21 protein-coding genes and 1 tRNA gene are annotated in these 21,733 nt (G+C 73.7%); 14 read left to right on the forward strand and 8 right to left on the reverse strand.

The window, feature by feature from the left end; translation table 11 throughout:
• Window positions 1-233 precede the first annotated feature (233 nt).
• The 6 genes from ACFHW0_RS15025 to ACFHW0_RS15050 all read left to right on the forward strand — a co-directional run bounded on the left by ACFHW0_RS15025 (window position 234) and on the right by ACFHW0_RS15050 (window position 7,995).
• Window positions 234-1,655 (forward strand): hypothetical protein, encoded by a 1,422-nt coding sequence (locus ACFHW0_RS15025; RefSeq protein WP_416608050.1) that lies wholly within the window; start codon window positions 234-236, stop codon window positions 1,653-1,655.
• Window positions 1,652-2,539, forward strand: a complete 888-nt coding sequence (locus tag ACFHW0_RS15030) for a glycosyltransferase family 2 protein (RefSeq protein WP_416608053.1) — start codon at window positions 1,652-1,654, stop codon at window positions 2,537-2,539. The genes ACFHW0_RS15025 and ACFHW0_RS15030 overlap by 4 nt, the downstream gene beginning before the upstream one ends.
• Window positions 2,520-3,935, forward strand: a complete 1,416-nt coding sequence (locus ACFHW0_RS15035; protein ID WP_416608055.1) for an oligosaccharide flippase family protein — start codon at window positions 2,520-2,522, stop codon at window positions 3,933-3,935. The genes ACFHW0_RS15030 and ACFHW0_RS15035 overlap by 20 nt, the downstream gene beginning before the upstream one ends.
• Window positions 3,925-5,103 (forward strand): polysaccharide pyruvyl transferase family protein, encoded by a 1,179-nt coding sequence (locus ACFHW0_RS15040; protein ID WP_416608057.1) that lies wholly within the window; start codon window positions 3,925-3,927, stop codon window positions 5,101-5,103. The genes ACFHW0_RS15035 and ACFHW0_RS15040 overlap by 11 nt, the downstream gene beginning before the upstream one ends.
• Before the next feature lie 125 nt (window positions 5,104-5,228).
• Window positions 5,229-6,356 carry an endo-1,4-beta-xylanase gene (locus tag ACFHW0_RS15045; protein WP_416608059.1) on the forward strand — a complete coding sequence of 376 codons (1,128 nt, stop codon included), beginning with the start codon at window positions 5,229-5,231 and terminating at the stop codon, window positions 6,354-6,356.
• A gap of 175 nt (window positions 6,357-6,531) precedes the next feature.
• Window positions 6,532-7,995 carry a sugar transferase gene (locus ACFHW0_RS15050; protein ID WP_416608149.1) on the forward strand — a complete coding sequence of 488 codons (1,464 nt, stop codon included), beginning with the start codon at window positions 6,532-6,534 and terminating at the stop codon, window positions 7,993-7,995.
• Window positions 7,996-8,041: 46 nt separating this feature from the next.
• On the opposite strand, the gene ACFHW0_RS15055 is transcribed toward ACFHW0_RS15050, so the two are convergent.
• The gene (locus ACFHW0_RS15055) at window positions 8,042-9,094 is read right to left on the reverse strand and encodes an LCP family protein (protein WP_416608061.1); all 1,053 of its coding nucleotides are present in this window, start codon (window positions 9,092-9,094) and stop codon (window positions 8,042-8,044) included.
• 354 nt (window positions 9,095-9,448) lie between these two features.
• Between ACFHW0_RS15055 and ACFHW0_RS15060 the strand changes: the two genes are divergently transcribed.
• The 4 genes from ACFHW0_RS15060 (at window position 9,449) to ACFHW0_RS15075 (ending at window position 12,862) form a co-directional block, all read left to right on the forward strand.
• Window positions 9,449-9,736 carry a hypothetical protein gene (locus tag ACFHW0_RS15060; protein WP_416608063.1) on the forward strand — a complete coding sequence of 96 codons (288 nt, stop codon included), beginning with the start codon at window positions 9,449-9,451 and terminating at the stop codon, window positions 9,734-9,736.
• 231 nt (window positions 9,737-9,967) lie between these two features.
• Window positions 9,968-10,801, forward strand: a complete 834-nt coding sequence (locus ACFHW0_RS15065) for a class I SAM-dependent methyltransferase (protein ID WP_416608065.1) — start codon at window positions 9,968-9,970, stop codon at window positions 10,799-10,801.
• A 128-nt stretch (window positions 10,802-10,929) separates the two neighbouring features.
• Window positions 10,930-11,748: an MOSC domain-containing protein gene (locus ACFHW0_RS15070; RefSeq protein ID WP_416608066.1), complete on the forward strand. Its 819-nt coding sequence runs from the start codon at window positions 10,930-10,932 to the stop codon at window positions 11,746-11,748.
• Window positions 11,749-11,881: 133 nt separating this feature from the next.
• The gene (locus ACFHW0_RS15075; RefSeq protein ID WP_416608068.1) at window positions 11,882-12,862 is read left to right on the forward strand and encodes an expansin EXLX1 family cellulose-binding protein; all 981 of its coding nucleotides are present in this window, start codon (window positions 11,882-11,884) and stop codon (window positions 12,860-12,862) included.
• Between the two features lie 13 nt (window positions 12,863-12,875).
• Here ACFHW0_RS15075 and ACFHW0_RS15080 read toward each other — a convergent pair whose 3' ends face one another.
• The 7 genes from ACFHW0_RS15080 to ACFHW0_RS15110 all read right to left on the reverse strand — a co-directional run bounded on the left by ACFHW0_RS15080 (window position 12,876) and on the right by ACFHW0_RS15110 (window position 17,196).
• The gene (locus tag ACFHW0_RS15080; protein ID WP_416608070.1) at window positions 12,876-13,415 is read right to left on the reverse strand and encodes a GNAT family N-acetyltransferase; all 540 of its coding nucleotides are present in this window, start codon (window positions 13,413-13,415) and stop codon (window positions 12,876-12,878) included.
• A gap of 67 nt (window positions 13,416-13,482) precedes the next feature.
• A tRNA-Leu gene (locus ACFHW0_RS15085) sits at window positions 13,483-13,565 on the reverse strand.
• Between the two features lie 65 nt (window positions 13,566-13,630).
• Window positions 13,631-14,107, reverse strand: a complete 477-nt coding sequence (bcp, locus tag ACFHW0_RS15090) for a thioredoxin-dependent thiol peroxidase (RefSeq protein ID WP_366640426.1) — start codon at window positions 14,105-14,107, stop codon at window positions 13,631-13,633.
• Between the two features lie 88 nt (window positions 14,108-14,195).
• Window positions 14,196-15,344, reverse strand: coding sequence for a hypothetical protein (locus ACFHW0_RS15095; RefSeq protein ID WP_416608073.1), 1,149 nt, complete (start codon window positions 15,342-15,344; stop codon window positions 14,196-14,198).
• Window positions 15,341-16,057, reverse strand: coding sequence for a DsbA family protein (locus ACFHW0_RS15100; protein ID WP_416608076.1), 717 nt, complete (start codon window positions 16,055-16,057; stop codon window positions 15,341-15,343). Before ACFHW0_RS15100 ends, ACFHW0_RS15095 begins: the two co-directional genes overlap by 4 nt.
• A complete protein-coding gene (locus tag ACFHW0_RS15105) occupies window positions 16,050-16,574 on the reverse strand; it encodes a MauE/DoxX family redox-associated membrane protein (RefSeq protein ID WP_121396308.1) in 525 nt (174 codons plus the stop codon). Before ACFHW0_RS15105 ends, ACFHW0_RS15100 begins: the two co-directional genes overlap by 8 nt.
• Window positions 16,575-16,605: 31 nt before the next feature.
• A complete protein-coding gene (locus ACFHW0_RS15110; protein ID WP_416608079.1) occupies window positions 16,606-17,196 on the reverse strand; it encodes a sigma-70 family RNA polymerase sigma factor in 591 nt (196 codons plus the stop codon).
• Between the two features lie 107 nt (window positions 17,197-17,303).
• Between ACFHW0_RS15110 and ACFHW0_RS15115 the strand changes: the two genes are divergently transcribed.
• The 4 genes from ACFHW0_RS15115 (at window position 17,304) to ACFHW0_RS15130 (ending at window position 21,674) form a co-directional block, all read left to right on the forward strand.
• A complete protein-coding gene (locus tag ACFHW0_RS15115; RefSeq protein ID WP_416608081.1) occupies window positions 17,304-17,948 on the forward strand; it encodes a zf-HC2 domain-containing protein in 645 nt (214 codons plus the stop codon).
• Window positions 17,949-18,089: 141 nt separating this feature from the next.
• Window positions 18,090-19,754 (forward strand): copper resistance CopC/CopD family protein, encoded by a 1,665-nt coding sequence (locus ACFHW0_RS15120; protein WP_416608151.1) that lies wholly within the window; start codon window positions 18,090-18,092, stop codon window positions 19,752-19,754.
• A gap of 16 nt (window positions 19,755-19,770) precedes the next feature.
• The gene (locus tag ACFHW0_RS15125; RefSeq protein WP_416608084.1) at window positions 19,771-20,502 is read left to right on the forward strand and encodes a YcnI family protein; all 732 of its coding nucleotides are present in this window, start codon (window positions 19,771-19,773) and stop codon (window positions 20,500-20,502) included.
• Window positions 20,503-20,642: 140 nt separating this feature from the next.
• A complete protein-coding gene (locus tag ACFHW0_RS15130; protein ID WP_416608086.1) occupies window positions 20,643-21,674 on the forward strand; it encodes a hypothetical protein in 1,032 nt (343 codons plus the stop codon).
• The last annotated feature ends 59 nt before the right edge of the window (window positions 21,675-21,733 follow it).

Below are 21,733 nucleotides of genomic sequence, written 5' to 3' on the forward strand. Positions count from 1 at the left end.
GTTCCTACCGTGCGGAAACCCGACACCTCGGCAGCCCTGACCGCTGGTATCGTCCTCGTGTTTCTGAGGCGGGGCAGCGCAGCGCAGCGGACAGTCCGCAACCTCCCTTCGCCGCAGGACACGACTGCCGATGGTGGATCGGCGAGGGACTGGGCAACGGGGGCCCGTCAGCTGACCTGCCCGCGTTGTCGGCTGCTGCCGCGGCGGACACTGATGGGAGAGGCGCACCCGCGATGGAGATGCTGACCACACCGGAGCGGCGACCGCCCTTCCCTCGGGGACACCGGGCCACGTCGGCGCCCCGCCACGAACGGGCGGCGCGTCACCTGGCCACCGCCGCGCTGGTACTGGTCGCAGTGAAGCCGCTGCTCGACATCGGTGAGAAGGATGCCGGCGGCGGCTTCGACCTGGGGGTACTGCTCACCACGCTCGGCGCGCTGTGCATGGTGACCGCGCTCGGTGTCGCGGCGCTCGGCGCTCGGCGCCTGCCGCCCCGACCCCTCCTGCTGATCGCGGGTGGGTTGACGTTGTTGCTCGTGCTCTCCGCGGTCAGCTACCTGGCCGTCCCCGCTCGCGAGGAACTGCTGACCCTCTTCGACGTCCGCCGCTACTCCATCTACGGACCGCCGCAGGAACCCACCAGCGCCATCCCCGCCGAGGCGATGCGGCTGGTCGTCGGGTTCGCCCCGATCGCCCTGCTCGGGCTGATGCTCATGCGGCGCGACTGGTTCCCGGTGCGTCGGCTCGCTCTCGTCGCCGGCGTCGTGGTGGCCGGCGCGGTCGTGCACTGTGTGCTCGCCTGGCTCCAGGTGGCCGGGGTCATCCCGTACTCGTTCTACTTCGAACTGGCCAACTGGGAGAAGATCGGGCGGGCCTCCGGCGGCTACTACCACCCGATGTCGCTCGGCCGGTTGCTGATGTTCTCGGTGTTCCTGGTCTACGTCCTGGGTGACCGGCTGAAGGTGCCAGTTGCCGTCCGGTACGCGTTGATCGGTCTCTTCGTCGCCACCGGCGTCGTCTCCCTGCACCGCTTCACGATCCTGTGCCTGGGCATGATCGTCGCCGTGTTCGAGGTGCGGCGCCTCTTCGGCATGGTGAGGGCCCGGCGCATGGGGAGGACGAACCGCCGGACCGTTCTGGTGGTCGGCGGCGCGGTGGCGGCCGTCGGCGCGGTTGCCGGGACGCTCTGGGGCGGTGCGATCTGGAGGCGGGTCGAGGTCACCCTCACCGAGGTGGGGTCGCTGGACGTGCGATCCGACACCTTCATGCACGGCCGGGGTGCCATCTGGAACGACCTGGCGGAGATCCTCGGTCGTTCCCCGTGGGACGTCCGGCTCCTCGGGTTCGGCTACGAGCCCTGGGACATGCACAACGACACGCTCCGGGTACTGGTGGTGTGGGGGATCGTCGGCGTCGTCGTGACCGTCGCCGTGCTCGCGGGGCTGTACCGGTTCGTCAGGGGACGGGTCGTCCCGTCGGGCCGGCTCGCCCTGGCGCTGCTCTTCGTGACGCTCGTCGTCTTCGGTCTGACCCAGAAGCCGCTGGCCTACCCGTACTTCCTCTGGCTCTTCTTCTTCGGCCAGATGGTGGTTCTCGCCGTCAACGGGAAGGACACGGGGGAAGAGCGATCCGTCGAGAGCGGGGCGACACGGTGAACCCGTCGCCGCCCCCGTCGCTGTACGGCCTGCCCCGGCAGGGCGGTCGGCCTCCCGGGACGACCGAGACCACGGCCGCCGACGCACCCACGACGCCGCTCGTCCGGCCGACGTTCTCGGTCTGCATCGTGGTGCGCGACCGTCCGGCCCTGCTCGTCAACGCGGTGCGCAGCGTCCTGGCGAACACCTTCGGCGACTTCGAGGTGGTGATCGTCGACGACGGGTCACGGATTCCGGTCGCGCAGGTGATCGCGGAAGCGTGCCTCTCGGCGGACCGCCGGGTGCGGGTGGTCACGCAGCCGCCCACGGGTATCGCCGAGGCGCGCAACCGGGGCCTGCGGTCGGTCATGGGCAGGTACGTCACCGTGCTGGACTCCGACGACGAACTCACCGCCGACGCGCTGGCTCGGCTGTACGACCTGCTGTCCAGCACCGGTGGATCGTGGGTGTACGCCGACTACACGGAGATCCGCCGGGGGACGTCCCGCTGCATCCGACTGCCCGAGTACGCCTCGGCGGGACGCATGTCGCTGGGGGTGTTGACGCGTCCCCGTCTGCCCTTCAAGCACTCCGGCACCACGATCGACCGTACCGTCCTGGACCGGATCGGCGGATACGACGAGAGCTTCCGTCTCTTCGAGGACGTGGAACTGATGCTGCGTGCGCTGCGCGCCGGTGTCCACCCGTGCCACCTGGCCCACCCGATCGTGCTGTTCCACCGGCACGACGGGAACGTCACCCGGGGACGGCTCGGCGGACTGGTCTTCTGGTTCCGGCTGATCGACATGTACCGCCCGTTCAAGTGGCCGGGGGTGGCGACGGCCATCAAGGCCTTGCGGACCCTGAGCGAGACGGGCAAGTGGCTTGTCACGCTCGGCCGCTGACCTCGACGCCGCCGACGGCAGCCACGCCGGCGCGAGCGGCGCGACGTCACCGAAGGCCCGCGGCCGGGCCGTGACAGCCCTGATCCACCTCGGCATGCTGGGGTTGAGCCAGGTCGGAGTCACCCTGGCCGCCTTCGGGACGCAGATCCTCCTCGCCCGAACCCTTCCCCAGGAGGCCTTTGGCACGTTCACCGCTGCCCTGGCGGTGGTGTCGCTGACCGCACCGCTGGCAGTCTTCGGCGTGCCCGAGCTGTGGTTGCAGCGGTTCGGGCGTGAGGGCGCACGGGCCCACCGGTGGGTGGGCCCGTCGCTGCGGGTGGTGGCAGCCGGCAGCGCCCTGACCGTCGCGGGAGTCCTGGCGTGGAGCCTCGCCGAGTGGTCCGACCCGGTCGGAGCCGGCGTGCGGGCGCTGTTGGCGACCGTCGTCGTCGCACAGGCCGGGCTGGCGCTGGTCGGCTCGGTGCAGCAGTTGCGGGGCGACTACCGGGGCCTCTCGGCACTCCAGGTCGCACCGCACCTGGCCCGCGTGCTCGTGGTGCTCGTCGTGTGGGTGTTCGGGCTCTCCGTACTGGCCACGGCCGCCGGGTACGCCGTCGTGGCGCTGCTCACCGTTGCCGGCTGCGTACCGGTGATGCGGCCCTTCCTCCGGGGCGGCGTGCCGCTGGAGGGACATGCTCACGTTGTGCCATTGGGGTCTCCGGGCACCCGGGTCGGCGTGGCGCGGGTGGCCGGCGCCGCGACACCTTTCGTGCTGGGCAACATCTTCTACCTGATCGGCATGTACCTCGGCACGGTGGTCGCCGCCGAGTCCCTCGGCCCGGCGTCGGCGGCCGTCCTGGCCGTCCCGATGTCCGTGCTGACCGCGGTCTACCTCGTCCCCCGGGTCGTCTACCAGCAGTATTTCCTGGCCAGGCTGCACCGCTGGTCGGGCACCGACCGCGACGCCGTCCTGATCGCCTACCGCTGGGGCGGTCTCGGGATGCTCGCGCTCGGCGCGGTCGTCGCGGCGCTGGTCGCGCTGGGTGGCCTGCCGGTGCTGCCCTTCCTGCTCGGCTCCGAGTACGGCGAGTCGGCGACCGTCATGGCCGTGCTGGCCCTGGCCATCCCGTTCCGGTTCGCCGGCGCGGCCGTCGCCTCGCTGCTCACCAGCGGCGGCTTGCTGCGCCTCAAGGTGACCTATCAGGGCGTCGGAGCCCTGGTGTTCCTCGTGGCCCTGGCGGTGGCCACGCCGCTGTGGGGCGTCACGGGCACGGCCGGGGCCGTCGTCGTCGCCGAGATCATCCTGTGTGCACTGTTCTGGATCGCGGTACGTGCCCGGGTGGTCGGCGATGCTCCTCTGCCGTCGTGGCACGATCTGCGGCGGCGCCTGACTAGGGAGACCCCGCGTGCATCCTGAACCGAGTCCCGTCGCCCGCCGCCCACTGGTGGTCGGCTACTACGGCATGGAGAACGTCGGGGACAACGCCTTCTGCGTCGTCATGGACTGGGCCACCCGCACCTACTGGGGAACCCGGGAACCCGTCTTCGCGGCGCCGCCGATGGTCGACCTGCCGGCCGAGAGCGTCGGCATGAATCCCCGCTGGTACCGCTCACGCAGTCTGCCCGACCGCGTCGGCTGGGTGCTGAACAAGGCGGCGTTGCTGGGCCGCTCCTCGATGCTGGTCTTCGGCGGCGGTTCGGTCTTTCGCGACATGGGCCCGCTGAGCGAGAAGAAGCTCTTCTCGCTGTTCTCCCGTGCCTCCGGCCACCCGATGGCCGCCGTCGGCGTCTCCGTCGGCCCGTTCCTGTCCGCAGCGGCCGAGCGGCGGCTCGTCGAGGTGCTGCGGCGGATCGACTTCATCGGGGTACGCGACCTGGCCTCGGCCGAGATCCTCGAACGCGCCGGCTACCCGGGGGTGCTGGTACCCGCCGGAGACCTCGCCGGGCTGCTGCCGGAGGCGCTGGGCGAGCCGATTCCCGAGCGCCGGCCGGGGCCCTCGCCGGGAGGCCGGGCCCGGCTCGGGGTGACCCTGCTCGGCGTGGACTACGAGGCCGAGGCCCCACAGACACGGCAGCGGGAGGACGCGTTGATCGAGGGCGTCCGCCGTCTGGTCCTGAAGGAGCCGGTGAACGTCACCGTCTTCGTGTTCAACACCCATCCCGTACACGGCGACGAGCGGGTCAGCGACCGCCTCCGGACAGCCCTGGACGGGCTCTGCGACGTCCGTGTGGTGACCGCCCGGGACGGGGTGCGCGCCTGCTGGGACGAGATGAAGCGCTGCGACCTCGGCCTGCACATGCGGCTGCACGGTGCGGTCTTCGCGTACCTGGCGGGTGTCCCGTTCACGCTGGTGCCCTACCAGAAGAAGTGCGACGACTTCCTCGCTGAGATCGGCCAGCCGGAGTCCGCGCGCCTCGGGCGGGTGCCCGAGGGGCCCGTGGAAGTGACCCAGGTGCTCGCGGACCTGCTGACCGCCGAGGCGGTGCCCCGCCTGCCGCGCGAGGAGTTCGCCGAACGCGCCCGGTGGAACTTCACCCGGGCACCATGGGCCCTCCGTGACGCACCGGGCCAGCCCGTACGGTGATCGTCGATCTTTCCACCCGGGGCAGCGACCCTGCGGCACCGTCCGCGGGGGCCTTCGACGGCACGGCCCACGGGTCGGTCCTTCGACGCCGCCCCACGGCCGTTTCCCGGTCCCGTCTGCTCCGCGTGCCGGTCCTGCTGGTGTCGATCGTGCTGATCGCTGCCACGCTGGTCGCCGTCGGCCTGGCGTTGGTACGGCACGCCTCGGAGCGTCCGCCGGCGGGTGGTGACGCCGGACCGGCTGCCGGACCCTCGGCCTCCGTCGTGCCCGGCCGGCAGGCGTTGCGCGACCTGATGCCGCCCGGCGTGCGGATCGGCTCGGCGGTGGACGGTCGAGGGCTCAGCCTGGATCCCGCCTATCGGAGCCTCCTCGGCACCGAGTTCAACGGCATCACCGCTGAGAACGCCATGAAGTGGCGCAGCCTGGAACCGTTGCCAGGGGTGCATGCCTGGGCCGGCGCCGATCAACTCGTCGAGTTCGCTCAACAGCACGGCCAGGCGGTGTACGGCCACACCCTGGTGTGGCACAGCGACGTGCCCAAATGGGTCTCCCCGGACTGGCCGGCGGAACGGATCCGCGCCGTACTCCGGGAACACGTGACGGCGGTGGTCTCCCGGTACCGGGGGCGCGTCTGGGCATGGGACGTGGTCAACGAGGTGCTGGACGAGGACGGGACGCTGCGCGACACCCTCTGGCTGCGCAAGCTCGGTCCCGGATACGTCGCCGATGCCTTTCGCTGGGCCCATGCGGCCGATCCGGGCGCGCGTCTGTTCATCAACGACTACGGCGTCGAGGGTCAGACCCGGAAGGCGGACGCGCTGTTGAAGCTCGTCCGCGAGCTGCGCCGAGCCGGTGTCCCGGTGGACGGCGTCGGCTTCCAGAGCCACCTCAGGTGGGACCAGCCTCCTCGCGACCTCGTCGGTAACCTGCGCCGGTTCGCGCAGCTGGGGGTCTCGGTGGCCATCACCGAACTGGACGTGCGGGTCGCGCTGCCGACCACCCCGTCGAAGCTGGAACAACAGGCCGCGCTCTACCGGCAGGTGCTCCGTGCCTGCCTCGCGGTATCCGCGTGCGTGTCGTTCACCGTCTGGGGCTTCACGGACGCGCGTAGCTGGATTCCGGGCTACCACCGCGGTTACGGGGCGGCGTGCCTCTTCGACAGCAGCCTGGTCCCGAAACCCGCGCATACCGCGCTGCTGGACGAGTTACGCCGACAACCGCCCCGCAGCGGGACGGCGCCGCGCCCCGGCTGATCCGGGACGAGGCCGCGGGCGTCCGGCCAGGGCCCGCCGCCCCCTCAGGTGACGACGACTAGCACGTGAAAGGAAGGTCGTGTCCGGGCAGACTCAGTTCCTCTCGACTGTGGCGCCGCAGCAGGCACCGAGGTTCGATCCCGATCTCGGGGTGATCACACCCCCTTCCAACGGCATGCCGCGGTCGGCCTTCGGCCGGCCGGTCGCCCCGCGGGTCAGGTGGCGCCGGCGGTACGTGGCCTGCCTCGTCCTGATCGACTTCGTCGCCGCCCTGGCGGCGAGCCGGACCGTGGTGGCTCTGCTCGACGAGGCCGACGCCGGTTTCTGGGACCAGCGGGTGTTCGGCGGGACGGTCAGCGCGTTCGCCCTGGTGGCCAACCTCGGCGTGCCGTTGATGTGGATGACTGTCCTGGCCGCCGCCGGCGCGTACGACCGACGGGCGCTCGGGCGCGGCACCGAGGAACTCAAGCGGGTGGTGCGCGCCAACGTCGCGATGGCCGCCACCGTGTCGTTCCTCGCGCTCGGCTTCAAGAAGGACCTGTCCCGGGCGACGGTCGCCGCCATCATCCTCTGCCTGCTGTTCTACGCCCTGGTGTCCCGGGCGGGCGCCCGCGTCGTGCTCCGGCGGATCCGCCGGGTCAGCCAGCGGGCGTCGCAGCGGGTGCTGCTGGTCGGGCGGCTCTCCGACGCCCTGGCCGTGCACGAGGTGGTGACCCGCAATCCGGGTGCCGGGCTGCGCCCGATCGCCATCCACCTGCCACACCATCCGCGGCCAAGGGAGCGCGTCACGGCGCCGGTGCCGGTCTACGTCGGTTGGGACCTGGTGCCGCTGGTGCAGCAGCTCGGCGCGGACACCATCGCCGTCTGCGGACCGGCCAGCCTCGAGTCGTACGAGCTGCGCAAGTTGGCCTGGCAGCTGGAGGGGACGGGCCTCGACCTCGTGGTGGTGCCGCAGGTCACCGACGTGACGGGCCCGCGCATCCACGTCCGTCCGATCGAGGGTCTGCCCCTGCTCAACGTCGAGGAGCCGACCATCTCCGGCCTCTCGCTGCTGGTCAAGAGCATGCTCGACCGGACCGCCGCGTTGGTCGGGCTGCTTCTGCTGAGCCCGCTGCTGGCCGGGATCGCACTGGCCATCAAGCTGACCGACCGCGGCCCGGTGCTGTTCCGGCAGACGCGGATCGGCCAGGAGGGGCGGGCCTTCAAGGTCTGGAAGTTCCGCACCATGTACACCGACGCCGAGCAGCGGCTGGAGGCGTTGCGCGACCGGAACGAGAGCGACGGGCTGCTCTTCAAGATCAAGGATGATCCCCGCGTCACGCCCATCGGCCGGCACCTGCGCGGGCTGTCGCTGGACGAGCTGCCCCAGCTGGCGAACGTGCTGATGGGGCAGATGTCGCTGGTCGGCCCGCGCCCGCTACCCACCGAGGACGACGACTACCGCGGTGACGTCCGGCGGCGGCTGCTCGTCCGGCCCGGCATCACCGGGCTCTGGCAGATCTCCGGCCGCTCCGACCTGACGTGGGAGGACGCGGTCCGGCTCGACCTGCACTACGTCGACAACTGGTCGCTCGTCTACGACCTCGGCATCCTGTGGAAGACGGTCAGCGTGGTGCTCGCGCGGCGCGGCGCCTACTGATTCCGGGCACGCACCGGGCGGGCGGCGGCCCGTCCGGTGCGCCCCGCTACCGCTTGCCCCCGCTGACGATCTCCTTCACCGCGTCCCGGCGGACCGAGTCGTAGAACGACTTGACCCGATCCGGGTCGGCGAAGACGACGCTCTCGGTGCCGACCCGCCCGGTGCCCTTCGTCGGGCTGGTCAGGAAGAAGAGGCTGCCGCTGCGCAGGCCCCGCAGCTCGGTGGCCATGTCCAACAGGGACAGGTTCCTGTCCACCGAGACGGAGTCCGAGGTGGCCTGGAGGAAGGAGTTCAGCTTCCCCGGGTTGGTCAGGACGCCGCCCGAGGAGACCTTGTCCAGGATCGCCTTGATCACCTGCTGCTGGTGGCGGATCCGGGCGAAGTCCCCGTCCGCGAACTGCTTGCGCTGCCGGGCGTAGTCGAGCGCGGTCTCGCCGTCCATCTCCTGCGGGCCCTGGGCGAAGGTCCGGAACGGCGGGTGGATCGAGGTGAAGGTCTTCTCCGAGGTGATCCGGACCCCGCCCAGCGCGTCGATGATCTCCTTGAACCCGGCGAAGTCGACCATCGCCACGTGGTCGACGCGGACCCCGGTGAACTTCTCGACGGTCTGCACCATCAGCGGCACGCCGCCCCACGCGTAGGCCGCGTTGACCTTGGCGTCCCGGCCGCCGTGGCTGCCGTCCCGGGACCGGGGCACGGCGACCCAGGTGTCCCGGGGGATCGAGATGAGCTGGGCGCTCGACCGGTCCTTCGGCAGGTGGGCCAGGATGATCGTGTCGGTGCGCGAGCCCGACGTGCTCTCCGGGTCGCGGGTGTCGCTGCCCAGGATCAGGATGTTCATCGCGCCCTTGGTCACCGCCTGCGGGCGGGACTCCTCCGGTACGTCCGTGAAGGCGTCGACCCGCTCGATGTCCGACTCCACGGAGCGCAGGTAGAGCCCGCCGGCCACCACGCCGCCCGCCCCGAGCAGCGCGACCACCAGCAGACTCACCAGGACGACGCGCCGCCAGCGGCGACGGGGCTTTGTGTGCTCCCCCGGCTGGGGTCCCGTCGGGTCGGCGACCGGGTCCGGCTCGACGGACTGTTGCGGAACTGGCATGGCGGCGATGCTACTTAGCTGCGAGGGCGTGCGCGTACCCTCATCCGGCTGGTGACGGTCCCCGTCCGTGTAGACCCGTTCACCTCGTCATGCGATGTTCCGGCGGGAACGCGGCGAGTTCGTGTGCGACCGGCGCGACGGCGGGCCGACGGAGGCGAGCGCGGCGTGCTCGACGCTGAGGAAATGTCCTCATTGGCTGCTGGGGCTGCGGCCCGCTGCCGGGTAATTCTACGGGTACGGCGCTTCGCGATTGTCTCGTTGGCCGACGGGGGCACCGGCCGTTACGGCTGCCCGGTGTGGCTATTCGGGCGACTGGATGGTTTCGGGCATTCCCTTCTACATCGGAGCGCATGCATGAATCTGCCCATCCGGTCGAGAGGCGTGCTGATCGGCGCCGCGACAGCAGTTGTGGTCATCGGGGGCGGTGTGGTCGGGGTGGGAGGCGCCCTCGCGGCGGATCCCACCGACGTGCCGACCGAGACCAACGGTGGATCGATCGTCGAGGACTTCAGCTACCCGAACGCCGCCGAGATCCTCGCGACGCAGAACGTCAAGTTGAACCGGGGCGACGGGCACATCCTCCTGGTCGACTGCGCCACGCCGCCGGTCGGCGATATCGGCCTGCTGAAGGTCATGGCGTAGCCTGGGTGTTAGTCGTTGCCCTCCGATGTGATCCCCGTAGCTGACTGTTCGCGGGACGCTGGTTGAAGTGGCCATCTGATCCGAGTTGCCTGGCGGCGCTGCGGGGTCGACATTCCGAGGGAAGTGTCTGGCTCGGAGTGCCTCACCCGGCCCATCCCGCCACCCTCCCCCGGGGACCGCCGATGGCAGCTTCCACTACGCCTGCTCGCCTTCGGCTGGTAGAACCCTTCCGTGGACGCAACGAAGCTCCGACGGGCCATCGCCCGCACCCCCCTCGCCCCCGTCGCGGCCTTCCCCAAGCGCCTGGCCCGCGTCGCCCGCCACGACGCCAAGGTGCTGCGCACCTCGGCCCGCTGGCTGGTCACCTCACGGGAGCACCACAACTACACGTACGAGCTGACCAAACTGAGCCGCCACCACCTCGCCTGGTTCGTCAGCGTGGTCTGCGACGTGCCCGTCAAGCAGGTCCGCGCATACTTCGCCGAGATCGAGTCGGACGACGTGCTGCGTCGGCACATCGAGTCCGCCACCGCCGGCGCCGCCCGCCGGGGCCTGGCCGACCGGCAGGTCCGTTACGCGCGCCGCATCGGCTGGTACGCCATCGTGCGCGCCACGAAGCCGACGCACGTGGTCGAGACCGGCGTCGACAAGGGGCTCGGCAGTTGCGTGCTCGCCGCCGCGCTGCTGCGCAACGCCGCCGACGGGCATCCCGGCCGGGTCACCTCGCTGGACATCAACCCCGAGGCCGGCTACCTCGCCCGCACCGCGCCCTGGTCCGAGGTGGTCGACCTGGTCATCGGCGACTCCATCGCCTCCATCGCCGCGCTGGACCGGCCGGTCGACCTCTTCCTGCACGACAGCGACCACAGCCGGGCCCACGAGAAGCGCGAGTTCGAGGCGGTCGAGGGCAAGCTGGCCCCGGGCGCGATGCTGCTCACCGACAACGTCACCGCCACCAACGTCCTCGCGGAGCACGCCGAGCGCACCGACCGACGGTTCCTCGCCTACCGGGAGACCCCCGCCAACCACTGGTACCCGGGGGACGGCATCGGCGTGGCCTGGTGAGATCGCGGTCGTGCGGACCGGGTCCCGGCGGTGAGCGGGGCTTCTTACCGGGAGTACGCCCGCGCGGGGAGCAGTCCGGGCGCGCACTCGGGGCAACGGTCGCCCGAGGGGCGTGACAGGGTGTTCGCATGCGGTTGAGCGCCATCCACACGTACCCCGTCAAGGGTTGTCACCGGCTCGACCACGACGTCGCGGGCGTCGAACCGTGGGGCCTCGGCGGCGACCGGCGCTGGATGATCGTCGACGCCGACGGCGTCGGTGTCACCCAGCGGGAGGCCAGGCGCCTGGTCGGCCTGCACGCCACACCCCACGACGGCGGCCTGCTGCTGCGCGCCGAGGGCCACGACGACCTGGCCGTGCCCGAGCCGGCCGGCGGCGAGCCCGTCGCGGTGCGGACCTTCCGCAACCGCAAGCTGACCGTCCCCGCGCTCCCCGCCGGAGCGGCGGCCGACGCCTGGATCAGCGCGTTGCTGGGCCCCGCCGTCCGGCTGGTCTGGCTCGCCCGACCGACCCGGCACATCCCGTCGGGGGACCGGGAGCACGACACCGGTGAGCAGGTCAGCTTTGCCGACGCCTACCCGCTGCTGCTGGCCACCGCCGCCTCGCTCGACGCGCTCAACGGGTGGCTCGCCGAGGCCGGCGAGGAGCCCGTGCCGATGGCGCGCTTCCGTCCCAACCTGGTGGTGGAGGGCGCGTCGGCCTGGGCCGAGGACGACTGGGCCGGCCGGCCGCTGCGCATCGGCGCCGTCCGCTTCCGCGCCGCCGGGCCGTGCGACCGCTGCGTGGTCACCACCACCGACCAGGAGACGGGGGTACGCGGGAAGGAACCGCTGCGCACCCTCGCCCGGTACCGCAAGGTCCGGCAGAAGCTCCTCTTCGGACTCCACCTCGTCCCCACGGCCACGGGCAGCATCGCGCTCGGCGACGAGCTGGTGGTGGAGGACTGAGCGGCGACCGGACGATCGGGCGGGACCGTTCCGCGTGCCGGCCGACGGGCCCTCGCGGGTGGTGGGCCTCGGCGCGGCGCGTCCGTCCGGCGGACTTGTCCGCGACGGCGGCGGTACGGCAGCATCGACCGGCGTGACCGACGGTACCGCTCCCACGGCAGGCGTGCGCGCCCCCGGACGCCGCCGTGCGCCACGCTCCCGGGTCCCCCGCCGGCTCGCCGTCGGCGGTGTCGCGGCGCTCGCTGCGGTGCTCGGCCTCAGCCTGGCCCTGCGCTCCGGGCCCACCCCCGCCTGCGCCGCGCCGCCCGCCCTCGCCGCGCCGCCCGCCGCCGGCGTCGTCCACGAGGGAAAGGCGACCTTCTACGACTCGAAGGGCGCCGGCGGGAACTGCTCCTACCCGGCCGCGCCCGCGAACCGGCTCTACGTGGCGTTGGGCCCCGGCGAGTACGCGGCCGGCGCGGCCTGCGGCGGGTACCTCGACGTGACCGGCCCGCGGGGCACCGTGCGGGTGCTCGTCATGGACCAGTGCCCGGAGTGCGCGGACGGCCACCTCGACCTCTCCCGGGAGGCGTTCGCCCGGATCGCCGATCCCGTGGAGGGCGTCGTGCGGGTCAGCTACCGCGCGGTGGTCGACCCGCCGCTGACCGGCCCGCTCACCTTCCGGATGAAGGAGGGCTCGTCGCGGTGGTGGTTCGCCGTCCAGGTCGCCGGCCACGGCAACCCGCTGCGCGCCGTCGAGGTGCGGCCGGCCGGCGCCGGTGGCTGGCGCTCGGCGGCGCGGGAGGACTACAACTACTGGCTCGTCCCGTCCGGCGCCGGGCCCGGCCCGTACGAGATCCGGGTCACCGACACCCGGGGGCACCGGGTCACCGCCACCGGCGTCCGGATGGCACCGGGCCAGGTCCAACGCGGCACGGTCCGGATGTACGGCCGGGGCGGCACCGCCGTCACCCGCCCGCCGTCGCCCACGCGGTCGCCCTCGGCCCGGCCCGGCCCGACCGGCACGGCCCCGGCGACCCCGTCGGCGGTGCGGTCCTCCAACCGGCCGCTGGTGGGCGCGGTGATCGAGCCCTCCGCGCTCGGGTCCACGTCGCCGCGCGCCTGCGGGGGCTGAGGCCGGGCCCGGCTCAGCGCCCGGGGGCCGGCGGGGCGGTCAGGTCCAGCCACATGAGGATCTCGTCGCGGTCGTCGCCGGGGGCGATCCGCAGCGCGCCGGGCAGCCGGCCGATCTCCCGGTAACCGAGCCGCCGGTAGAACCGGTCCAGCCCCAGCCCGTCCCGGACGGTCACGTGCAGCGCCTCCCATCCCATCCCACGGCCGAGGCGCTCGGCCTCGCGCATCAGCGCCGCGCCGTACCCGTTGCCCTGGGTGTCCGGGTGGACCATCACCCGCTTCAGCACACACCAGTGCGCCTTCAGGTCGAACCGGTTGTCGCAGAAGATCAACGCGGCGACGGGCCGTTCGCCCGCGTACCCCACGAGGAGGCGGTCCGGGCCTTCGGCGATGCCGGCGAAGGTGGGGTCCGCCGTGGGCCGGACGTCGGCGGCGGTGACCGGCGGCACGAAACCGACCGCCCCGCCGGCGTTGGTGACGTCGACCCAGAGGGCGACGATCCGGTCCCGCAATTCGGGGGTCAGCTCGGGGTCGAGGACGAAGCGCAGGCTCACCCGGCAATCCTGACCGCGCGGGCCCCGCGCCGACCCGCGATCGTGACGTGCGCGACAGGGCGCTCGGTGCGGGAGGGGGGATTCGAACCCCCACGTCCTTTCGGACAATAGGACCTAAACCTACCGCGGCTGCCGTTACGCCACTCCCGCCGACCCGCTGAGTCTAGAGTGTCGCGCCGCACCGGTGGTGGCCTCGTCCCGGTGCGGCGGCGACCTCAGTCCAGCCCGAGGTCCCGACGCAGCTTGGCGACGTGGCCGGTGGCCTTGACGTTGTAGAGCGCCCGCTCGATCCTGCCCTCGGGGTCGATCACGAAGGTCGAGCGGATCACGCCGGTCACCGTCCTGCCGTAGGACTGCTTCTCGCCGTACGCGCCGTACGCGGTCAGCACGGACTTGTCGGCGTCGGCGACCAGCGGGAAGGTGATGGCGTCGCGCTCGCGGAACTTCGCCAGCTTCTCCGGCTTGTCGGGCGAGATGCCGACGACCTCGTAGCCGGCGGCCTGGAGCGAGGCGAGCGAGTCGCGGAAGTCGCAGGCCTGCTTGGTGCAGCCGGGCGTCATGGCCGCCGGGTAGGCGTACAGCACGACCTTGCGGCCGCGCAGGTCGGTCAGCGAGAGCGTCTCGCCGGTGTCGGTCGGCAGGCTGAACTCCGGCGCGGGGTCACCGGGGGAGAGGCGGTCGGGCGCGGTCATGGCACGACCCTACCGCCGGCCCCGGCCGCCCCCGGGCGGCACGCCGACCTCCTGACCCGCCCGCCCTCGGCAGGCGTCGATCATGCACTTATGGTGCCCGATCTGGTCCGTTCTGCTGTGGTTCGTCGCCTACCACAACTCCATGATCGACGCGCGGAGCGGGGGGCGGGGACGGGGCGGGGGAGGGGCGGGCGGCGTGGAGGCGGAGGGCGCCGGCCGCGGTGGCGCCGGCGCCAGCCACGAGAATCAGGGCGACCAGGATCCTTGCCGTCGTCGCCGGCCAGGGCACGGGGGCGACGGCGCGGGCGAAGACGGCGGCGTTGGCCACCCCGGCGAAGAGCGCCAGGCAGGCCCCGGCCAGCGCCAGCGCGAAGTCGGCGGCCGGCCGGCGGGCCAGCGTGAAGACCCCCGCGGCGACGGCGCCGAGCCCGGTCAGCAGCGCCCAGACCTGCCCGCCGAGCAGGCCGGTCAGCACCCCGCCCACGCCCCGTGCGCCGGCGTCCACCTCGCGGCCCACGGTGAACACCACCGCGGCCACCCCGCCGAGGACCAGCAGCCCGCCGAGCCCGGCCAGCGCCCGCGCGCCCGGCCCGGAGCGGGCCGGCAACAGCCCGAGCGCCCCCACGGCCAGCAGCCCGACCGTGGCGACCACCCACCAGACGTACGCGTCCGGCGGCGGCACCCAGTCGAGGGTGCCGCGGATCTCCCCGGTCTCGGTGCCGGCGCGCAGCGGCACCGTCCAGTCCCGCACCCGGTGCTCCCGGTCGGGCGCGGCACGCACCTGCGGTGGCGGCGCCGACTCCCGCCAGAGCGCCCGTTGGTCGTGCCAGCGCACCGTGGCGGAGTCGTCGACGCGCCGCCAGTCCGGTGCGGCGGCGGGGTCCGCCTCGGCCGGCAGCCGCGTGTCCCCGGCGATGGTCCGGTTCAGGTACGTGGCGGGGGAGCGGACGTTCTCGTACACGCCGTCGGGACCGACCCGCAGGTAGGGCTCGCCGGAGTAGCCGAGCACCTCGACGGCGCGGTCGCCGGTGTTGGTCAGCTCCAGCCGCGCGCCCGCCTCGATCACCCGTACGCTCAGTCCGGGGCGGGCCGGGGCGACGGCGGTCACCTCGGTGCGGTAGTCGGTGCCGTCGGGGGCGTCCGCGCCGTGCGCGGCGGCCGGGGCGGCGAACGCGGCAGTCGCGGTCAGCGTGCCGGCGAGCACCAGCCCGGCGCGGGTCACCAGGTCGCAAATCACCTGCCGGCCGCCTCCACCGCCGCCTTGATCCCCTCCGGGCTGCGGTCGGCGATCTCCTCGCCGTCGACCAGGATCGTCGGGGTGCTGGTGATGTTGGCCTTGCTGGCCTCCTCCGTCACGTGCTCGGTCCACGGCTTGAAGGTGCCCTCCCGCAGGCAGGAGGCGAAGCCGCCGCGGTCGATGCCGGTGCCCGCCGCGATGTCGACCAGTTCCTGGTCGCTCAGCCCTGCGCCGCCCTCCGGCGGCTGCCGGTCGAACAGCGCCTTGGCGTACTCCCGGTACCGGCCGCCCTCCGCCGCACAGCCGGAGGCCGCCGAGGACCGGGTCGAGTACTGGGTGCTGGAGAAGCGGTTCAGGTACGCCACCGGGTGGTAGACGACCCGGACCTTGCCCTCGCTGATCAGCTGGTCGAGGGTCGGGCCGCTGGCCTGCTCGAACTGTTTGCAGGCAGGGCAGAGGAAGTCCTCGTAGACGTCCACGGTGACCGGGCCCGAGCCGGCGACGACCCCCGTGCCGGCCTCGTTCGAGCCGGTCGGCGGGGTGAAGTCGTCGGAACGCTGGCTGGAGTAGACGCTCCAGCCGATCAGGCCGGCGACGACCAGGACGGCCACGGCGGCCACGGAGACCCAGAGCGTCCGCTTGCGTCGCCGCTCCCGGGCCAGCTGCTCGCGGACCACCCGGGCGGAGCCCTTCTGCCCCTTGCGACTACTCATCCTCGTCCTCCACGGATGTGTCCCCCGCCAGCCAGCCGTCCACGGAGACGGGGGTGCGGGGCCAGATCAGCAGGAACCCGGCCAGCGCCAGGAATCCCAGGTCCCGGAGGATCTCCGGGAGGTAGCTCGGGGTCTGGCCCTCGGCGAGCTCCCCACCGGCGCCGAAGCAGCCGCAGTCGATGGCGAGGCCCCGGCTCCAGGCCGAGACGATGCCGACGACGAAGACCACCAGCAGCGCCGCGGAGACCCCGGCGGAGAGCCGGGTGGCCAGGCCGAGGAGCAGCAGCACGCCCAGCGCCAGCTCGACGAAGGGCAGCGCCGCGCCGATCACCGTGGCGAGGTCGTACGGCATCACCTGGTACGCGTTGACGGCGCGGCCGGAGGCGGCGAGGTCACCGACCTTGCTGCCGCCGGCGACCAGCCACACGGCGGCCAGGCCCAGCCGGACGGCGACGCCGAGCCAGGGACGGACGGCGGGCCAACGGGCGACCCGGGTGTGCGGTGCGGTCACGATCATTGGTCGTCCCGTCCCCGGCGGAAGTTCCCGGTCATCCGGCGAGGGCGTCGCCGACCGCCTCGACGAGGTCGTTGCGGGCCCGGGCCACCCGGGAACGGATCGTGCCCACGGGCACCCCCTCCACGGCGGCGGCCTCGGCGTACGACAGGCCGAGCAACTGGGTGAGCACGAACGCCGCGCGTCGCTCGGCGGGCAGGCGGCGGACCAGGTCGGCGGCGCCAAGCTGACCGGCGGGGTCCGGGTGCGACCGGTCGGCCCAGGCGTCGGCGACGAGCCGCTCGCCGAGCCGGCGGCGACGCACGACGGTGCGCAGGTGGTCGGCGCAGGCCCGGCGGGCGATGCCCAGCAGCCAGGTGCGGGCGCTGGAGCGGCCCTCGAACGCCGGCAGTGCCCGGAAAGCCCGCAGGTAGGTGTCCTGGGTCAGGTCGTCGGCGCTGTCCGGATCGACCAGCGCGGCGGTGAAGCGCCACACCTCGGCCTGGGTCAGCCGGACGAAGGCGGCCTGGGCGACGGGGTCCCCGTCGCGGGCGGCCAGCGCCCACTCGGTGGCCGACTCCCGCGCAGCGACGCCCGCGTCACCGATCGGACTGGCGGCGGAGGTCTCGCGCGGGGCGGGGATCACGACAGTCCAGGTTACGCGGCGGGGCGGGGCCGGGGAGGGTCCTTCGGCCCTTCCATGGCCTGCGCCACCCCGGGAACTAAACCGGTGCGTCGCGCGACTACCCGCACATGACATGCGACGACGTACGCGCGGCGCTGTCGGCGCGGCTGGACGGCGAGGATCCGCTGGCGGCGCCGGCGGTGCTGGACGCGCACGCGGAGAGCTGCCCCGGCTGCCGGGCCTGGCTGGCCCGCGCCGAGCAGGTCACCCGGCTGGTCCGGGTGCAGGCGGTGGCGGTGCCCGACCTGACCGCGTCGGTGCTGGCGGCGGTCGCCGCCGATCCGCTGGCGGCCGGGCGCACCCGGGCGGCGGCCAGGGCGGCCCGCCGCCAGGTGCTGCGGGTGGCGGTGGCGGTGGCCGCGGTCGCCCAGCTGGCGATCGCCCTGCCGGTGCTGCTGGCCGGGCTGGGCGTGACCGTCGACCCGCACACCAGCCGCGAGATGGCCTCCTTCGACGTGGCGCTGGCCGTCGGCTTCGCGCTGGCCGCGTGGCGGCCCGAGCGAGCCCGGGCGTTCGTGCCCGTGGCGCTGGTGCTGGCGGTCTGCCTGGCCGGCACCAGCGCGGTGGACATCGCCAACTCGACGACCGCCCTGGTGCACGAGGTCGGGCACCTGGCCGCCGTGATGCAGGCGGCGCTGCTGTGGGCGCTGGGACGGGTCAGCGACGAACCGGACCGCCGGCCGTCGCCCGCACTCCTGGCCCGCCATGGCTGACGTCGCGCCGGCCCGACGGGTTCCGGCGGCGCCGGGCGTGGCCGGCGTCGCGCCGGGCGGGCGGGTCCCGGCGGCGCCGGGCATGGTCGGAGTCGCGCCGGGCATGGTCGGAGTCGCGCCGGACGGGTCGGATTCGAGAGCATTGCCGGCATGAGTGTCGCCAACCGCCGCCGGATCGCCCGGCTGATCGCCACCGCCGGCCTGCTGGTCACCGTCGTCGCCCTGCTGATCGCCCCCGCCGGCCCCGCCAGCGCGCACGCGGTGCTGGTGAGCAGCAGCCCGATCGCCTCGGCCGTGGTGTCGAACGGGCCGGCGGAGGTCGTGCTCACGTTCAGCGAGTCCGTGCGCAAGGTGCCCGGCAAGATCCGGGTGATCGCGCCGGACGGCTCCCGCGCCGACCGCGGCGAAGCGACCTTCGAGGGCACCGTGGTCACCGTCCCGGTCGACCCGGCCGGGGCGCGCGGCACCTACCTGGTCAGCTACCGGGTGATCTCCGCCGACAGCCATCCCGTCTCGGGCGCGTTCACCTACTCCGTCGGCGCGCCCTCGACGCCCCCGGTCGACAGCGGGGACGACAGCCGCGCCGACCCGTTCGTCAGCAACGCGGTCAAGGTCGCCAAGTACGCCGGCTACGCCGGCCTGCTGCTGCTCGTCGGCCCGGCGCTGGTGCTCGCGGCCCTCTGGCCCCGGCGGCTGTCCCGGCGCGGCCCGGCCCGCCTGGCCTGGGCGGGACTCGGCCTGCTGGCGGTCTCCACGGTGGCGAACCTCCTGCTCCAGGTGCCCTACACCGCCGGCGGCGGCGTGTCCGACGTCACCGGCGAGGGGCTGAGTGACGTACTGGGCAGCTCCTTCGGCGCCGCGCACCTGGTCCGGCTGGGGCTGTTGGCCGCGGCGGCGTTCCTGCTCCGGCCCCTGATGGCGGGGCCGGCCGAGCAGAGCGACCTGGTCATCCTGGGCGTGATCGGGGCGGCGGCGCTGGTGACCTGGCCGCTGGCCGGGCACCCGGCCGCCTCGCCCGCCCCGGCGGTCTCCGTGGTCGTCGACGCCGTCCACCTGGGCGGCATGGCGGTCTGGATGGGCGGACTGGTGATGCTCGCCGCCTTCCTGCTGCCCCGGGCCGACGAGCGGGAGTTGGGCGCGATCCTGCCGATCTGGTCGCGCTGGGCGGCGCTGGCCGTCTCGGCGCTGCTGCTCGCCGGCACCGTCCAGGCCCTGATCGAGGTGGCCACCCCCCGCGCGCTTGTCGACACCTTCTACGGGCGGCTGGTGCTGGGCAAGATCGGGCTCTTCGTGCTGGTGATCGCGGTGGCCGCGTACTCCCGGCACCTGGTGCGCAGGCGCACCGCGGCCGGCCGGCCGACGTCGATGCGGCGGGCGGTCTGGGCCGAGCTGGCGATCACGGCGGTGGTCCTCGGCCTGTCCGCCGTCCTGGTGCAGACCACCCCGGCCCGCACCGCCGGCGCCGACGTGGCGGGCGCGAGGGGCGGCTTCTTCTCCACGACGCTGTCCAGCCCGAACTTCTCGGTCCAGATCGAGCTGGACCCGGCCGAGCGGGGCAACAACACCGTGCACTTCTACGCGTACACGAAGGACAACCGGCCCCAGCCGGTGGTGGAGTGGCGGGCCACGGTCGCCCTGCCGGCGGCGGGGATCGAGCCGATCCAGGTCCCGCTGCTGCCACTGACCGACAACCACGCCACCGGCGAGATCAACTTCCCGGCGTCGGGGGAGTGGCAGTTGCGCATCACCGTCCGCACGTCGGACATCGACCAGGCCACGGTGACCGCCACCGTGCCGATCAGGTAACAGGAAGGCTCGCACCATGATCCGTCACCGGCGTACCGCAAGCGCCGCCGCAGCCCTGGCGCTCGGCGCCGTCGCCACCGCCGTCCTCGGCTTCGCGGCGCCCGCCTCGGCCCACGTCACGGTCAACCCGCAGGAGGCGACGCAGGGCGGCTACGGCCGGTTCGCCTTCCGGGTGCCGAACGAGAGCGACACGGCCTCCACCACCAAGCTGGAGGTGGTGCTGCCGGAGAACGCGCCCGTCGGCTCCGTGTCGACCATGCCGGTGCCCGGCTGGACGGTGGCGGTGGAGAAGCGCAAGGTGGACCCGCCGGTCGAGGTGCACGGCAGCCAGCTCAGCGAGGTCGTCTCCAAGCTCACCTGGACGGCCAGCGGCAACGCGGGGGTCAAGCCGGGCGAGTTCCAGGAGTTCCCGGTCTCGATGGGGCCGCTGCCGCAGGTCGAGACGATGGTCTTCAAGGCCCTGCAGACCTACTCCGACGGCAACGTGCAGCGGTGGATCGAGGAGCCGCTCCCCGGCGGCGAGGAGCCGGAGAGCCCCGCCCCGGTGCTCGCCCTCACGGCGGCCCCGCCGTCGACCGCCCCCACCGGCACCGCCGCGCCGCAGGCCGACGACGACGATGACGACGCCGAGAGCGACGGCGCGGCCACCGGGCTCGCGGTCGCCGGCCTGGTCGCCGGCGTGGGCGGCCTGGTGCTCGGCGGGCTCGCGTTCGCGCGTACGCGGCGGGCGCCGACGTCGCGGGAGTGACCCGGTTGTCTCCCCGCCGGCCCGTCGGACCATCCGGCGGGCCGGCTGCTTTCCGGGCCCGTGCCGTGGATATCCGCTGATGAGTCGCCCCGCGTCGGTAAGGTCGGCCGGGTATCCGGCTACGGAGGGGGACGAGGCGAATGCGGTTCGTGCGGGTGCTCGCCGCCATGCTGCTGACGGTCGGGATCACGGCGCTGCTCGCCGGCGGGGCGCTCGCGCTGCTCGCCCGGCAGGCCGACCCGGGTGGCGCCTTCAGCGCCCGGTTCGAGACCGTGCACACCCCGGGCCACGCGATGGTCGTCCGGGACGTCGACGAACTGCTGCGGGCCGAGGCGCCGTTCGCCCGCGCCGGGCAGGCCCGGCTCCGGCTGGACGCGCGGACGCCCGACGGCCCGGCCTTCGTCGGGCTGGCTCCCACCGACGAGGTGCGGCGGTGGCTCGACCCGGTCCCGCACGCCGAGGTGCGCCGCGTGGCGCTGGCCCGGGGGCCGCTGCCGGTCCGGCTGCACCCCGCCGGTCCCGCGCCGTCCGCCGGTCCCGCGCCGTCCGTCGCGCCGATCGGCCAGCCCTTCTGGGTACGCGAGGGGATCGGCGCGCTGGAGTGGACCCCGGCGGAGCTGGCCGACCGGCGGCTGAGCCTGGTGGTGATGCGTCCCGACGGGCGGGCCGACCTGAGCCTGGAACTGCGTGCGGGGCTGCGCGCCGGCTGGACCGCCCCGACGACCGCCGGGCTGCTGGCCGGCGGGGTGCTGGCGGTGGCGCTGGCCCTGCTCCTGTTGCGCCCGGTACGCCCCCGGGAGGTGGTCTTCGTGGTCGAGCCGGACCAGGTGCCGGTGCTCGCCGACCGCCTCGGGGTGACCTCGCTCAGCGGCCTCGGCGCGCAGCCGGCCCGGGACAGCGACCGGTCCCGCGTCGCCGGGCGTCAGCTCGCCTCGGTCGGCGCCGCTCCGGCCGGGGCCCGGCCGGCGATCGGGCCGGTGCCCGCCCGCCGCCCCGCGACGCTCGCCGACCTGGCCGGAGGCGACCCGGCGTTCCGGCCGCCCGAGGTGAACCTCACGCTGGCCTGGCCGCCCGTCGCCCCGGAGGGGACGGCCGACCCGGTCGCCGCGGCGGAGCGCCTCCGCCCCGCCGCTCCCGACGCCGCCCGGCAGCCGCCCGACGACTCGCGCTGACCCGTGCCCCCTCCCTGCCCCGCGCCGGTGGCGGGGCCGGGACGGCGAACGGCCCTCCG

Source organism: Micromonospora sp. LOL_025, from assembly GCF_048060285.1.
GTDB lineage: Bacteria > Actinomycetota > Actinomycetes > Mycobacteriales > Micromonosporaceae > Micromonospora.